Origin of the sequence: Bacillus sp. JJ1566 (genome assembly GCF_036962685.1) — a bacterium.
Taxonomy (GTDB): Bacteria; Bacillota; Bacilli; order Bacillales; family Bacillaceae_L; genus Ferdinandcohnia.
Window position 1 is genome coordinate 203,248 of record NZ_JBALOP010000025.1, and the last position, 14,379, is coordinate 217,626.

The following is a 14,379-nucleotide window of genomic DNA, read 5'->3' on the forward strand; positions in this document are numbered from 1 at the left end:
ACCCTGTTTTCGAAATTATCCGATTTTTTCGTTGACAACCTATTGCCAATTCAAGTAAGCTAATATTATTCAATAATACTAAATTAAATACGATTTTCTCTTATCAAGAGTCGGGGGAGGAACCTGGTCCGTAGATCCCGCAGCAACCATTACGATGAATGTAATAAGGTGCTAATTCCAGCAAGCTTATGCTTGAAAGATGAGTGTGGATGTACATAGTGCCTCTTCCTCAACGGAAGGGGCTTTTTGAATTTCGTAGGCTTAATTCTATCGGAAATCTAGAGTACTCATTTTAAAAGGTGGGAAAATTTATCCGAAAAGTCGTATTTTATTTGGTGAAAAATAGTAAAGGGAGAGATTTACGATGACATTAACAAAAACAGATAGCTTGTACAAAAAAGAATATTTCGGTAGACTTCCAGAGTTGAAACAGTATGCACCAGAAACGTTTCAAGCGTTCATCAAGTTTGATAGTCAAGCATTAGCAGCAGGTAGACTTTCTGTAAAGCAAAAGGAACTAATTGCAGTAGCGGTAGCTCATATCACGGGTTGTCCATATTGCATTGATTTGCATGTTGGGAATGCGAAAAAGAATGACTCGACAAAAGAAGAAGTAGCAGAGGCTATTTTTGTGGCAACAGCATTGAAGGCAGGTTCTGCTTTAGCACATGGGGTGAATGCACTCAACGCCTATGATGGAAATGGCGATGAAGAGCTATATAAAGCAGCGTATTTTCCACGACTGAAGGAATTTGCTGAATTAAATGGTGATGCATTTAAAGCTTTTATTGATTTTGATACGAAATCTCTCAAAGCACAAAACTTAACAGAAAAGGATAAAGAACTAATTGCAGTGGCAAGTGCACATACAACCGGATGCGCATATTGTATTGACCTTCATACGAAAAACGCTAAAAAAGCGGGCGCCGATTTGGAAGAAATCACAGAAGCGATTTTCGTTGCAGTTGCTTTAAAAGCAGGATCTGCGTTGGCGCATAGTGTAAATGCACTTAATGCTTATGATGAGAAGTAATCGTAACACAAAAATTTCAAAATCCTATTGACAAAAAAATGAAAAAAACTTAAACTTAAAACAACTATTTTGTATAACAAGATAGTTGTTTTTTTAACTACTATCTTGTTTAGCCAACTACCTAAGAAAATCATTATTTTTTTGGTTTGCTATCTTGTATAACAAACTAGAGGAGGAAGTATAATGAAATGTCGATAAGAAGCCAATTATTAAAGGGAATTTTAGACGGATGTGTTTTAGCTGTGATTGAAAAAGAGCCGATTTATGGTTATGAGCTTTCACAAAAACTGCTGAATATTGGATTAGCTGATGTAAGTGAAGGAACAATTTATCCCATATTATTGCGGCTCCAGAAGAATGGGCTGATTCGGGGAGAAATGAGACCCTCTGAATCAGGACCAAATCGAAAATATTACTTTTTGACAGAAAAAGGGCATGAAGCAATAGAGGTCATTTCCGAAGAATGGGAACAAATTTCAAAACCAGTGAATGAATTACTGAAAGGAAGGTAAGGTTATGCTATCAGCGAAAAGTGAGGCATTTATAGACAATCTCAGAATGTACTTAATAATGTCTGGAAAAAATGATCAAGAAATCAACGAATTAATCGAGGAATTATCGGATCATCTCCTCGAAGTAGAGAAAAGCGGGAGGAGTATTAATGATATTATTGATCAAACACCTGAACAATATATGGCTTCCCTAAAGCAAGAGATGAAGACAGATTTTAAACAACTTGTAAGATTCCTTCCAGTCTATTTTCTTGGAGTGATTACCTATTTCCTTATTGGCCCTGCAATAAGAGGTGAGTTTGAACTAAACATTATACAAGTTATTGGAATACCAATTTTAGCTGTGTTGGGGCTTGCGATTTATGTTTACTTTTTACAGAATGCTGGTCGAAAGCAATTCTCCAAGAAGAAGTTTTTTATTGGGGGCATGATTGCGAGTGCGCTTGTAACAACGTTAGCCATTCTTATCATCGTTGTAAGTGGTATATTCGTTAAGCCGTTTTTTATAGGGGACACGACAGCAGAGGTTATTGTCATTCTGATTTGCAGTGTTTTTTTTATTGGAACAGCACTTTTGAGTAAAGCGTGGTTTCTCATTTGGATACCAGTCTTCCTAATTATTCCTGATCTTTTTACCCGATTTACGAGCTGGAGTATTGAAACAATCCTAATGATAAATATGGCTTCTTTTGTATTGATGTTTGTCGTCATCCTTTTAAATATCTGGATAGTAGAAAAAAAGAAAAAGAAGTTGGCTTGAAAAATGGATAAAGGGGCCATTCCCCCAGCATTCTAAAGTATGACTAGGGGACTGGACTCATATTTAGATTAAAATATATATAAATAGTTAAAGAAAATAAGAAAAAACATGATTCAAAAGGAGAATAGCCTTGCAACTCATAGGAACATTTATTATTTTGATACTTACGATTATCTTGTTTGTTAGTAATCGATTTCGGGTTGACCTTGTAGCAATAGTAGCGTTACTTGCGTTTGTTATTTCGGGAATATTAGAACCAGAGGAAGCTTTAGCTGGGTTTTCCAATTCGGTTGTTATTATGATAGCAGGATTATTTGTGATTGGTGCGGGTATATTACGAACGGGTCTCGCACAAATGGCAGGAAATTTATTATTAAAATGGTCCGGAGACAGTGAAAGAAAGCTATTTTTCCTTTTACTAAGCATTGTTGCCTGTATTGGCGCCTTTATGAGTAATACTGGAACGGTTGCTTTAATGCTCCCTGTTGTTGTAAGTATTGCTATTTCTATTAAAGAGAGCCCATCAAAGTATTTAATTCCATTAGCTTATATTGGAAGTTTGTCGGGATTATTAACATTAATTGCATCTCCACCAAACTTAATTGTGAGTCAAATATTAGTAGACTATGGTTTTGAAAAGCTAGGATTTTTCCAAATCACCCCAATTGGTGTGATTGCAATTATCGTTGGGATTGTTTATTTATATGTAGTAAGAAATACTGTCATACCAAAAAATAAAAGTAAAGGTAATTCAGGTGATACATACCAGATTTCACCAAAACAGCTAGCTGAGGATTATCATTTAGGAGGTAATCTCTTTCGGGTAAAGGTTGAAAGTGATTCAAAAATTGTCAATTCCCCATTAGCAGATTTAAGTATTCCGAAGAGATATCAAGTGTTTATTTTAAAAATAGAAAGACAGGTAAATGAAGGATTACGTATTTTACCACTTACTTATCAAGAAATGGCTGGTCCAAATAGTATTCTAAATGCGAATGATATTTTATTTGTTCAAGGCTCTTTTGACAAAGCGAACCAATTTGCAAATGAGAATGGATTAACGGTTATAAAAGAAAAATCTGAGGCCGATTACCTCGTTTCAAAAGAGCTTGGAATGGTTGAGGTTTTGCTAACTCCACATTCAAGTTTCGTTAATAAAACAATTGCGAGTATAGATTTTAGAGAGAAATATAATTTAAATGTGATTGGGATTAATCGTAAAGGTAACTATGTATTTAGTAATATGCTAAAATATCCTCTTCGCTTTGGTGACGCGCTACTCGTCCAGGGAGCTTGGGATGATATTGAGCTATTATCAAAAGAAATACAAGATGTAGTGGTTGTTGGGCAACCAAGAGAATATGCAAGTAAGGCGTCTGCAAATGGAAAAGCTCCGATTGCTGGTGCGATTATGTTGTTCATGGTATTACTTATGATTTTTGAAATTTTTCCAGCTGTTATTTCTGTCATAATTGGTGCAGTTTTAATGATAATAACCGGTTGTTTGAGAAATATGGATGATGCCTATAGTGAAATGAATTTTGAAAGTATTGTAATAATTGCAGCAATGTTGCCAATGGCTACGGCATTAGAGAAAACAGGTGGTATGGAACTCATATCAAACGGAATTACAGATTTATTTGGTGGGTTTGGTGCAATAGGGGTGCTAATAGCGGTATACTGGCTTACGATTATCTTTGGCCAAGTGATTAGTAATACTGCAACCGCTGTATTGTTTGCACCGATCGCTATGAATGCATCCATTGCAATGGATGCTAATCCTTATACATTTGCTATGGTTGTAACAGCCGCGTCAGCTATGGCATTTTTAACACCCTTTTCTTCTCCAACAAATGCGTTAGTCATGACAGCAGGAGGGTATAAATTTTTTGATTTTGTAAAAGTCGGAGTTCCATTACAGGTAGTTATGTTCATAGTCATGATTATTGTGATTCCTCTGATTTATCCACTGTAAAAAAGATGGAATATACGGAAATAATACGAACTTGAATAGAAACAAAACAAGAGTTGTTCTGTCAAATACTCAAATAAGTTGATTGCACCGCATCCGCGGTGCTTTTTTGCTTTTTAGTAGGGGAAAATCTATTTGCCTAAATTTTCTTTTGGGAAGGCGATCGTGCCCCCCATCTAGACAGAATCTTATTCTTGTGCAAATTTGGAGCATACATAAATCTAAAGGAGCATGTTTGCTTATGTTTGCATTATCCACCATGTCAACTGCCCTCAGGTAGTATTATCCCAAAATATCCTTAAATATCCAGTGATATGGCATTTGAGCAATTATTCTAAAAAGATATACAATTTTATATGACTTTGATTTTTGTAGTAATATTTAAATTTTTTAAAAACGTTGAGGGGGTATTTTAGTTAGATGATGAAACGATTATTAATTTTATTTTTAGTATTATTTATGGGAATAATGACCGCTTGTGGTGCAGGGGAGGAAGCAGGTGGGACTACCGGGAAAAATAAATCAGGAGGTTCCAGTCTTGATGAGCTCAAAGAAAAAGGAACCGTTACAATTGGATTTTCGAACGAAGCACCTTATGCCTATCAAGATCCTAAAACGGGTGAATTAAAAGGAGCAGCGGTTGAGATTGCTACTAAGGTCTTTCAAAATATGGGAATTAAAAATGTAGAAGGTCAAATCGCTGAATGGAATCAACTCATTCCAGGGGTAAAAGCAGGAAAATTCGATGTTATAACTGCAGGAATGGCGATTTTACCGGAACGTGCTGCGCAAGTGGACTTCGGTGAACCAGAAATTCAATATGGTGAAGGCTTAATTGTTGAAAAAGGAAATCCATTAGAACTTCATAGTTACACAGATATTGCGGATAATCCCGATGTCACCGTAGCCGTCATGTCTGGTGCTACTGAAGTAGAGTTCTTAAAAGAGATGGGGGTTAGTGAAGACCAAATCCTTGAAGTAGCCGACATTCCAGCCACTTTCTCAGCCGTGCAATCAGGTCGAGCTCAAGCGACAACAGGGACTGAAATGACAGTAAAAATGGCTTTACAATCTTCAAATCAAAATGCGTTAGAATTTGTTGAAGATTTTGAGCAACCAGATATTAAAGGCGTTCCAAGCTATGGTGCAGCTGGGTTTGCCCAAGGTAATGATGAGCTTAGAGAAGCTTATAACGCAGAGCTTAAGAAGCTTAAAGAAAATGGAGAGATTCTTGATCTAATTACACCATCTGGTTTTGGTGAAGGTAACCTTGTTCCAAATGACTTAACAACCGAACAAGTAATCGAAAGTTTAAAATAACACGGGGAAGGATGGATAGGTCTCCCAGTTGGGAGACCTATTTTTTACCCCAAATCCGCGAGATATATGCAAATCTGTTGTTATAGCGCAAATCTGTGATATAAAGCGCAATTCCAGGGAGTTAAAACGCAATTCCGCAAAATAAAGCGAAATTCATGTGGTTTAAAGCGCAAATCAACTAGTTAAAGCATAAAAACGAGGTGAGTCCAATTAGTCAAATAGGTGAAATATTTTCAATACTACTTAAAGGTCTTAATATCACGATTCTTATTTTAGTTACTTCCGCATTTTTCTCATTTTTAATCGCATTTTTAGCGGGGTTTGGTCGATTGGCGAAGAATATCTTTATAAGAAAATTTACTGGTTTTATCGTAGAGATTTTTCGTGGAACCTCTTTAATCATCCAGTTGTTTTGGTTCTTCTACGCTCTTCCGATTTTGTTCGGAATTGATTTAGGTTCCGAATTTTGGGCTTGTGTAATCGCGATTTCAATGAACTATGGTGCATATATGTCGGAAACCGTACGTGGTTCGATCCTCTCCGTTTCCCAAGGCCAAACAGAAGCTGCCGTTGCTCTGAATATGTCACGCTTTCAACGAATGAGGATTGTTATTTTACCTCAAGCAGTCAGAATGATGCTTCCCGAATTCGGTAATTATCTTATTCAAATGTTGAAGGCAACTTCACTCATATCACTCGTTGGCTTGGCTGATATTGTCTATAGAGGTCAACTTTATACAAATACCAATCTTGCTTCAACGCCGACAGTTTACTTATTAATACTTGTCTTTTATTTTATTATCGCCTTACCTTTAATCGGTTTAACAAAGTGGGCGGAAAAGCAATCATCGAAGGGAGTGGCTAGTGAATAATGTGGGATTGGGATATGTTTTTTGGAGCACTTCCATCGGTTTTTAAAGGGATGTGGGTCACCCTTGGTGTGACAATTGCTTGTTATCTTTTTGCGATGGTGTTCGGTTTTGTTTGGGTATTTTTAAAACGAATACCATTAAAACCTTTTCGGTGGGTTGTGTCTTTTGTTCTTGAGTTCATTCGTTCGACACCGCCGCTCGTTCAATTATTTTTCTTGTTTTTTGGATTACCAATGGTTCCATATGTTGGAGTGAGCTTAAGTCCTTTAACCGTTGCTGTCCTCGGTCTTGGTATTCACTATAGCACGTATATTTCTGAAATCTATCGTTCTGGAATTGAATCTGTTGATAAAGGACAATGGGAAGCCTCGATTGCTTTAAATATGGCCGCTAAAGATAAGTGGATAAAAATTATCCTTCCGCAAGCGATCCCTCCGACGATTCCGATGCTAGGGAATTACCTAATTATCATGTTCAAGGAAGTACCTTTGACATCGACAGTAGGTGTTGCAGGTATGCTGCTCATGGCTGAAAAATTTGGTGCAAGACATTGGGCATATTTAGAACCATATACATTAGTGGCCATTTTCTTCCTATTATTAAGTTATCCTTCAGCAGTCCTGATTAAAAAATTAGAACTAAAACTGAATCGACGATTTGACAAGAAATCTCCAACTGGAGCCAAAAAATTAGAAAAGGGAGTGGCAATCGATGGCTGAGCCGATTGTAAAATATGAAAATGTGATAAAATCTTTCGATGAGGTGGATGTCTTAAAGGGGATTGATTTAGATATTGCACCGGCTGAAAAGATTGCTTTGATTGGACCAAGCGGGTCTGGAAAAACGACGATTATTCGGTTATTAATGACATTGGAGGAGCCAACTTCGGGCGTTATCGAGGTAAATGGGCAAAACCTTTGGCAAATGGAGAAAAAAGGTGAATTAGTCAGAGCGAATGAAAAGCATTTAAGACAAATTAGAGGCGATATCGGGATGGTATTTCAGCACTTTAATTTATTTCCACATATGACCATTTTAGAAAATTGTATGACTGGTCCAATTCATGTGAAAAGTGAATCAAAGGAAGAGGCTAGGAAGAATTCAATTGAAATGTTAGAAAAGGTTGGTTTAGGTGATAAATTAGATAATTATCCAAATCAACTTTCTGGTGGTCAAAAGCAACGGGTAGCGATGGCACGCGCCCTTGTGATGCGTCCGAAGGTTATGCTGTTTGATGAAGTAACCTCCGCACTTGACCCAGAGCTTGTTGGTGAGGTCCTAGAGGTGATCCGAGAAATCGCTAAAGAAGGCGAAATGGCCATGGTCCTTGTCACGCATGAAATGGACTTTGCACGAGATGTCGCCGATCGAATTATCTTCTTAGAAAATGGTGTCATCGCGGAACAAGGGACACCTGAAGAGGTATTAGAAAATACTGAAAGCGAACGTCTTCAGCAATTCCTTAGTCGTTTCCGGTCTTGAAATTCATGGAGTCCTCCACAAAACTCACTGCATCATTTTATTGATACTAGGTTTGCAATACACCATATAAAGAAAGTTCAATTCGTTTGAGCTTTTTCTTATTTGTACTTAGATTATCTATTTATGTACTGAACATTGGATAAGGTAACAAGTATTCAAAGGAGAAAGTTTAATGTTTTTTAATAAACTAAACAATCAGATAATTTTAAGTGTATAATAAAGGTGAATGTACAATTTTAGGAGTGTGGGGAAGGAGGGAATTTTTTATGCTGTTTATGCTAATTGTCAAGGCCACGAAGAATTCGGAAGCTGGAAAGCTCCCGAGCTCAGAACTCATTGAAGCCATGACGAAGTACAATGAGGAATTGGTTAAGGCAGGCGTGCGGGTTATGGCTAAAGGACTTCATCCAAGTTCAAATGGGATTCGGATATCATATCCGATACCAGGGGAAAAGCCGGTGGTTACGGATGGTCCATTTACGGAATCGAATGATTTGGTTGCTGGGTTCATTCTGATTGATGTGAAGTCGAGGGAAGAAGCCATCGAGTGGGCAATGCGGATGCCGGATCCGCAAGGACATGGTGAAGGTCAGATTGAACTACGTCAAGTATTTAGCTAATTATTGGTTGGGGCACTTGTTTCTTATTCCGCTAAAGGGTACAGGAATTAAAGAGAGCAACTGTTACCATACCGTTGCTCTTCACTTGTTTGAAGTATTCCTGATGGAACTCTTTTCTTGGTATACCGATTAATTGTTCCAATTTGGGCCACGGAACTGTACACAAGCCCCGACTACTTCCTAAATTCCTTTTGTAAGTTTTTCGGGGATAGATTATATTCCTTTTTAAAGAGTCGATAAAAGCTGGAGTAATCCTGAAAACCGCATTTTGTAGCAATTTCTTCGATTGATAGTTCATTTTGCTGAATGAGGGCAACGGCGGTTGCAAGCCTTTTTAATAATACATATCGATAAAAGGGTACCTTCATGTGATTCTTAAAATAATGAGAAAAGTAATACTTGTTTAAATGAAAATGACTTGATACATTGTCTAAATTCATTTCTGGATCGGTCAAATGTTTATCGATGTATTCGATAATTAAATTTAGGCGTTGATCTGCATCACTGCTTTTACTGTTTTTTGGCTCACTGCTCTCTGGGTTTAAGATAATTTGCATTGCTTGAAATAATAAATAATGTAAAGCAAAGGAATAAGCGTCACTATTCACTTTTATACGATTACTTATTTCTTGGTAAAGGGAGAGAACTTCCTTTAAATTTTTGGAGTGGAGATGGACGACATAGGATCCCAGAGTTTTATGATAGATGATACTATCACTCATGTCGGGAGAAATCGATAAGAATTCAGCCAATAATGATTTGCTGATGGTCGACACGATTCTTTCATAGTTGTCGAAATCACTTACTTCTGCCTTATGTACTGCATATGGTGGAATGATGACAACATCCCCTTTGGTTAATGAGTAAATTTGTCCTTCACAAAAAAATTCACATTCCCCCCCTAAAAATACGAGAACCTCCATTGCGTCGTGACTATGCAAGCGGAATAAAGGCTCAATTTCAGAATAATTCTCTAAAGATTTGTCAGGCTTTCTGACCCATTCATGTGATTGATATTTTTTACTCCAATAATAAACCTCAAAATCCTCATTCAATACAGGCATAAATGTAGATTCTTTCATAAAGTGCTCCTTTTTAATAGCAAGATATACAATATTATAAGCAAAAATAACAATTTTTTTCATATGATTCATTGTTATTATAGCAATATAACAAGAATTAATTAATTCTCAGATGAAATGAAAGCCTTACCTAAGCACAAACTTATGATAAATGAAAGCCCTGTCTTTGGAGATTATATTAGATGTACTGATATCTAGGTTAGTTGATCTGTTATACGTCCTTTTATTCCTCTAAGATGAATAAGAAATTTCATTTACAGCTAAGAACTTACAACAAGGAGGACAACATCATGAAAAATAATGATACTACTGTTGAGCAAAAGGAAACAGTCTTTAATAAAATTTTAGGAGCAATTAGTGGAAGTTTTGCACCCATTTTAGGGGTACTTGCTGGTTCCGGCTTGATTACTGCTTTATTATCTATTTTAAAGTCATTAGGCTGGTTATCCGCAGAAAGCGGTACCTACTCGATTCTTTCTGCCGCAGGACATGCTGTGTTTTACTTTTTTCCTGTTTTCCTCGGATATACTATGGCAAATAAGCTGGGAGCCAATGGATTTGTTGGAGCAGCAATTGGAGCTGCATTATTAGAACCAAATTATGTGACTCTAGTTACGTCTCAGGCACAGGATGTTTCATTCTTAGGGATTCCGGTTCTACTGGCTAGTTATTCGTCCACCGTGTTTCCTATATTAATCGCTGCATCCATCTATGCTTTACTAGATAAGTTTTTAAAGAAAGTGATTTATAAAGATTTACAAATGTTTATTAATCCAATGATTTCCTTATTAGTTATCGTGCCATTAACCATTCTAATTTTTGGTCCATTTGGGACGTATGTTGGTCAGGGCTTAGCATTTGTTATTCAGTTTTTAAGTGATAAAAGTGGATTAGTTACAGGCGCTGTATTGGGAGCGGCATGGTCTTTCCTAACAATTTTAGGGCTTCATTGGGCTGTGATTCCAATCGCCATTGCCAATCTTGGTGCATCGGGTCTTGATCCAATTATTGCAATGGCAGCTTCAGCTCCATTTGCCCAAATCGGTATGGGACTTGGGGTTTTCTTTAAAACGAAGGATAAGCAATTAAAAACACTTGCCGGGTCAGGACTTCTGCCTAGTGCCTTAGCAGGGACAACAGAAATTATCACGTATGGTATTCTCGTTCGCTACAAACGAACTATGTTATACGTAGGGATAGCTGGAGCAGTTGGTGGTGCCATCGTTGGAGCACTTGGAGTTTCAGCAACGGCATTTGCACTTCCAAGTTTCTTGTCCATTCCTGTATTTTCACCAATCGGAGTATTTGCAATCGCTGTGTTCGGATCCTTACTAATAGCAATGATGCTAACTCTTGTATTTGGATATGAAGGTAAAAACGACCTGGGAGTCGGTAAAAAGACTAATAAAGAATTTGGTTTAGGAAACGTAAAAAAAGAAATGATAGCAAGTCCATTAACGGGTCATATCGTTCCATTAAGTAAGATAGAGGATCCACTTTTTTCAAAAGAAATCGTAGGAAAAGGAATTGCCATTGAACCTACAATAGGGGTGATCAATTCTCCAGTGGAGGGAGTCGTAACGACTTTATTCCCGAGTAAACATGCGATTGGAGTTACTTCGAATGACGGGGCTGAAATTTTAATCTCGATTGGCGTGAATACGGTTCATTTGAAGGGTCAATATTTCACTTCTCATGTCGAACAATGGGATGAAGTGAAAAAAGGCGATTTACTCATTGAATTTGATTTAGAAAAAATAAAAGCTGCAGGATATGATCTGAAATCTCCTGTCGTTATTACCAATACAGAATCATATGTAGAAGTGAAGCCAATGAAAACCGGTGATGTTGAGGCAAGTGCTGGACCTGTATTGAAACTAGATGCATAGCAAAACCAATGAGGAGGAATTTACATGCAGAAGCAACCCGATTTACAAGTTAGATCGAAGAAACTAATCGAACAAGAAGGCTTGAAATTTAAGGATTTAAATAATAATGGCAAGCTTGATCCTTATGAGGATTGGCGCTTGAGCCCGAAAGAACGTGCAGAAAATCTTGTTTCCTTAATGAACATTGATGAAAAAGTCGGTATGATGCTGATTAATTCAAGAAAAATGGGACTTGCACAGGAAGATAAGAGCAAGACAAGCCATGATGGTGTCTTAGATGAAAGTATTATCGAAAGAGGCGAAACGATTTTCGCTACTAGCAAAGTGTACGGAACCACTCAAACAATTGCAAAAAGGAAGCTAAGACATTTCATTTTAAGAGATAACTTCACTCCAGCCCAAATGGCGGAATGGGTTAACACGATGAATGAAGTAGCTGAAGGAACGCGCTTAGGGATTCCGGTTATCGTTGCATCAAACTCCAGAAATGAAAATGGTGAAGCTGTATTCGGAATGAATGATGCAATTGGTATCTTTTCGACATGGCCAGGAACATTAGGATTAGCAGCAGCTGCAAAAGGGGATATCCAAAATGGAGGCGATGCTTCTCTTATCAATGAATTTGCAAGCATTGCCCGTAAAGAATGGAATGCTACTGGTTTAAGAAAAGGGTATATGTATATGGCGGACGTGGTCACAGATCCAAGATGGCAACGTTCGTATGGAACGTTTGGAGAGGATCCTGAGTTTATTGCAGATGTCATCGGACGTATCCTGGATGAATTCCAAGGTGAAACCATAGGACCTGAAAGTATTGCGATGACAACGAAGCATTTCCCAGGTGGGGGAGCGAGAGAAAATGGCTTTGACCCTCACTATGAAGAAGGTAAATGGAATCTATACCCTACTCCTGGTAGCTTAGAAAAGTATCATCTACCACCATTTAAAGCGGCGGCAGAACATGGAACTTCTTCTATTATGCCGTACTACTCGATTCCAAGTATTAAGAAGAGTGTGGTCCAGGAGTTTGAAGGGGAGGAAATCCCATTCGAAGAGGTTGGGTTTACGTTCAATCGTTATTTCATTGACCATATCCTTAGAGGAAAGCTCGGTTTCAAAGGCTATGTGAATAGTGATAGCGGGATAATAAATAACATGAGCTGGGGAATGGAAAAGAGCAGTGAAGCAGAACGCTTTGCAAAAGCAATTAATGCGGGTACTGATTTGATTGCCGATACGAATGATATTGAAAATCTGAAATTGGCCATCAGTAAGGGATGGATCAGTGAAAAACGAATCGATGAGTCAAATGTTCGACTTTTAACAGAAATGTTCGCATTAGGTCTATTTGATGAACGTACGTACAATGATCCAGAAAAAGCAACTGAGGTTGTAAGCACAAAAGCGCATTGGGAAGCTGCATACGAAGCTCATAAAAAATCAGTGACCGTACTTAAAAATTCAAACGAAACCTTGCCACTTACAGCGGACAAGCTAGATGGTAAAAAGGTGTTTATTGAAGTTTTCCATAAGGAGCAGGAAAGAGCGACTTCTTTTACGGAAAAAGCAAGAAATGAAGCGAAAGAACTTGGACTGTTTACGTTAACAGACAACTATGAAGAAGCCGATACAGCCATTCTGTTCCTACATCCAAAATCTGGTTCTTACTTCAATGCAACACCAGGACTACTTGAGCTAGATATATGTGAGGATAAAGTAAACTCAGCAATCGATGGTTCATTGTATCAGGAGACTACTTTAAGTGGACTAAACCATCTAAAAGAAGTCGCCGACAGCATCCATAGCCGCGGTGGTAAAGTCGTGATGAGTGTGAATATTATCCTTCCATGGATTTTAGGAAATGTAGAACCAATGGCAGATGCATTGATAGCGGGTTATGATACATTCCACAATGCCCAGCTTGAAGTCATTGCAGGAAACCATAAGCCAACTGGTGTTTTACCAATAACTTTACCGGCAAGTGAAGAAGTGATTGCTGTATACCAAAATGGACATTGTGTATCTCCAAATGACGTACCAGGATATGACAAAGACAAATATATGCCAGCAGGAATGAGCTATGCTTATAAAGATAGTGATGGCAATGTTTACAAACTTGGTCATGGCTTGAAATATTAAATAATGGAAATCACAGGTGGAAAAGCCTGTGATTTTTTTGTATAGGATTAGAGGAAGCAGTGAATTTCATTTTGGAAATCGCTTTGATTTTAACATTTCTTAGAAACATATATGGTAAAATTAGTAAAGAGACTTGTTATATGAATGTTCTAGGTTTTTTATGATGGGAAGTGATTTTATATGAAAAATTGTTTTTTGCTTATCCTATTTTGTTTATCATTGTTATTATCGGCTTGTTCCCAAGGCGAGAAAGATACAATTGAATATTCAGGGATTATTAGTGATGGAAAAGCTATGGGTTATGAGTACAACGTAACAAAAGAACAAAGCACATTTTCTTGGAAGATTGGTTACAATGGGGATACTTCAATAATCAAACAAAGCCCAGATAATGAGACCGATTTAGAAAGCTTTATGATTGCTATTGGTGATAGTCAATCGGAATTAGCGAAACTATTGATATCGTTATCATACTTTATTATTGTAGTTAATTTAACGCTGTTCCTCTATAAGAAAAATAGAAATTTGCTTAAAAGTAGCGGTCTAATTATTGCTGTTTTAGCTGGTTTTGCCGTATATATAGCTATTTCTACTTCTTTTGACTTAAATAGTTCATTAAAAGATGCCAGATACTATTATTTGATATTAACTAATTAATGTAACGGGTGCGATGATCCATGATGAAGTGACCCCAAAAA

Annotated in this window: 13 protein-coding genes and 1 riboswitch; of the genes, 12 read left to right on the forward strand and 1 reads right to left on the reverse strand. The window is 37.4% G+C overall.

What is annotated here, in order from left to right; genetic code table 11:
* The first annotated feature begins 97 nt into the window (after positions 1 to 97).
* Positions 98 to 206: riboswitch (SAM riboswitch) on the forward strand.
* Positions 207 to 364: 158 nt separating this feature from the next.
* From V7112_RS11705 to V7112_RS11745, 9 genes are all read left to right on the forward strand, one after another.
* Positions 365 to 1,033, forward strand: a complete 669-nt coding sequence (locus V7112_RS11705; protein WP_335419462.1) for a carboxymuconolactone decarboxylase family protein — start codon at positions 365 to 367, stop codon at positions 1,031 to 1,033.
* A gap of 188 nt (positions 1,034 to 1,221) precedes the next feature.
* Positions 1,222 to 1,545 (forward strand): PadR family transcriptional regulator, encoded by a 324-nt coding sequence (locus V7112_RS11710; RefSeq protein ID WP_335419464.1) that lies wholly within the window; start codon positions 1,222 to 1,224, stop codon positions 1,543 to 1,545.
* Between the two features lie 4 nt (positions 1,546 to 1,549).
* The gene (locus tag V7112_RS11715) at positions 1,550 to 2,305 is read left to right on the forward strand and encodes an HAAS domain-containing protein (protein WP_335419467.1); all 756 of its coding nucleotides are present in this window, start codon (positions 1,550 to 1,552) and stop codon (positions 2,303 to 2,305) included.
* Between the two features lie 124 nt (positions 2,306 to 2,429).
* Positions 2,430 to 4,280, forward strand: a complete 1,851-nt coding sequence (locus tag V7112_RS11720) for an SLC13 family permease (RefSeq protein ID WP_335419518.1) — start codon at positions 2,430 to 2,432, stop codon at positions 4,278 to 4,280.
* Positions 4,281 to 4,697: 417 nt separating this feature from the next.
* Complete coding sequence (gene ehuB / locus V7112_RS11725) at positions 4,698 to 5,597, forward strand: ectoine/hydroxyectoine ABC transporter substrate-binding protein EhuB (RefSeq protein ID WP_335419470.1); 900 nt, start codon at positions 4,698 to 4,700, stop codon at positions 5,595 to 5,597.
* A 209-nt stretch (positions 5,598 to 5,806) separates the two neighbouring features.
* Complete coding sequence (locus V7112_RS11730) at positions 5,807 to 6,469, forward strand: amino acid ABC transporter permease (protein ID WP_335419521.1); 663 nt, start codon at positions 5,807 to 5,809, stop codon at positions 6,467 to 6,469.
* The gene (gene ehuD, locus V7112_RS11735; RefSeq protein WP_335419473.1) at positions 6,469 to 7,188 is read left to right on the forward strand and encodes an ectoine/hydroxyectoine ABC transporter permease subunit EhuD; all 720 of its coding nucleotides are present in this window, start codon (positions 6,469 to 6,471) and stop codon (positions 7,186 to 7,188) included. Before V7112_RS11730 ends, ehuD begins: the two co-directional genes overlap by 1 nt.
* Positions 7,181 to 7,951, forward strand: a complete 771-nt coding sequence (gene ehuA / locus V7112_RS11740; protein ID WP_335419476.1) for an ectoine/hydroxyectoine ABC transporter ATP-binding protein EhuA — start codon at positions 7,181 to 7,183, stop codon at positions 7,949 to 7,951. Before ehuD ends, ehuA begins: the two co-directional genes overlap by 8 nt.
* A gap of 266 nt (positions 7,952 to 8,217) precedes the next feature.
* On the forward strand, positions 8,218 to 8,571 hold the full coding sequence (locus tag V7112_RS11745; protein ID WP_335419479.1) for a YciI family protein: 354 nt from the start codon (positions 8,218 to 8,220) through the stop codon (positions 8,569 to 8,571).
* 173 nt (positions 8,572 to 8,744) lie between these two features.
* Here the strand turns inward: V7112_RS11745 and V7112_RS11750 are convergent, their stop codons facing one another.
* Positions 8,745 to 9,653: an AraC family transcriptional regulator gene (locus V7112_RS11750; RefSeq protein WP_335419483.1), complete on the reverse strand. Its 909-nt coding sequence runs from the start codon at positions 9,651 to 9,653 to the stop codon at positions 8,745 to 8,747.
* Between the two features lie 290 nt (positions 9,654 to 9,943).
* On the opposite strand from V7112_RS11750, the gene V7112_RS11755 reads away from it, so the two are divergent.
* The 3 genes from V7112_RS11755 (at position 9,944) to V7112_RS11765 (ending at position 14,338) form a co-directional block, all read left to right on the forward strand.
* Positions 9,944 to 11,542, forward strand: coding sequence for a glucose PTS transporter subunit IIA (locus V7112_RS11755; protein WP_335419485.1), 1,599 nt, complete (start codon positions 9,944 to 9,946; stop codon positions 11,540 to 11,542).
* A 24-nt stretch (positions 11,543 to 11,566) separates the two neighbouring features.
* A complete protein-coding gene (locus V7112_RS11760; RefSeq protein WP_335419488.1) occupies positions 11,567 to 13,681 on the forward strand; it encodes a glycoside hydrolase family 3 protein in 2,115 nt (704 codons plus the stop codon).
* Positions 13,682 to 13,861: 180 nt separating this feature from the next.
* Entirely contained in the window at positions 13,862 to 14,338 is a 477-nt protein-coding gene (locus V7112_RS11765; RefSeq protein ID WP_335419491.1) for a hypothetical protein, read from the forward strand.
* The last annotated feature ends 41 nt before the right edge of the window (positions 14,339 to 14,379 follow it).

What these genes read in the sequence shown, in the direction of transcription:
- V7112_RS11705 (WP_335419462.1), top strand. Translation starts at nt 365, where the DNA reads ATGACATTAACAAAAACAGATAGCTTGTACAAAAAAGAATATTTCGGT.
- V7112_RS11710 (WP_335419464.1), top strand. Translation starts at nt 1,222, where the DNA reads ATGTCGATAAGAAGCCAATTATTAAAGGGAATTTTAGACGGATGTGTT.
- V7112_RS11715 (WP_335419467.1), top strand. Translation starts at nt 1,550, where the DNA reads ATGCTATCAGCGAAAAGTGAGGCATTTATAGACAATCTCAGAATGTAC.
- ehuB (WP_335419470.1), top strand. Translation starts at nt 4,698, where the DNA reads ATGATGAAACGATTATTAATTTTATTTTTAGTATTATTTATGGGAATA.
- ehuD (WP_335419473.1), top strand. Translation starts at nt 6,469, where the DNA reads ATGTGGGATTGGGATATGTTTTTTGGAGCACTTCCATCGGTTTTTAAA.
- ehuA (WP_335419476.1), top strand. Translation starts at nt 7,181, where the DNA reads ATGGCTGAGCCGATTGTAAAATATGAAAATGTGATAAAATCTTTCGAT.
- V7112_RS11745 (WP_335419479.1), top strand. Translation starts at nt 8,218, where the DNA reads ATGCTGTTTATGCTAATTGTCAAGGCCACGAAGAATTCGGAAGCTGGA.
- V7112_RS11750 (WP_335419483.1), bottom strand. Translation starts at nt 9,653, where the DNA reads ATGAAAGAATCTACATTTATGCCTGTATTGAATGAGGATTTTGAGGTT.
- V7112_RS11755 (WP_335419485.1), top strand. Translation starts at nt 9,944, where the DNA reads ATGAAAAATAATGATACTACTGTTGAGCAAAAGGAAACAGTCTTTAAT.
- V7112_RS11760 (WP_335419488.1), top strand. Translation starts at nt 11,567, where the DNA reads ATGCAGAAGCAACCCGATTTACAAGTTAGATCGAAGAAACTAATCGAA.
- V7112_RS11765 (WP_335419491.1), top strand. Translation starts at nt 13,862, where the DNA reads ATGAAAAATTGTTTTTTGCTTATCCTATTTTGTTTATCATTGTTATTA.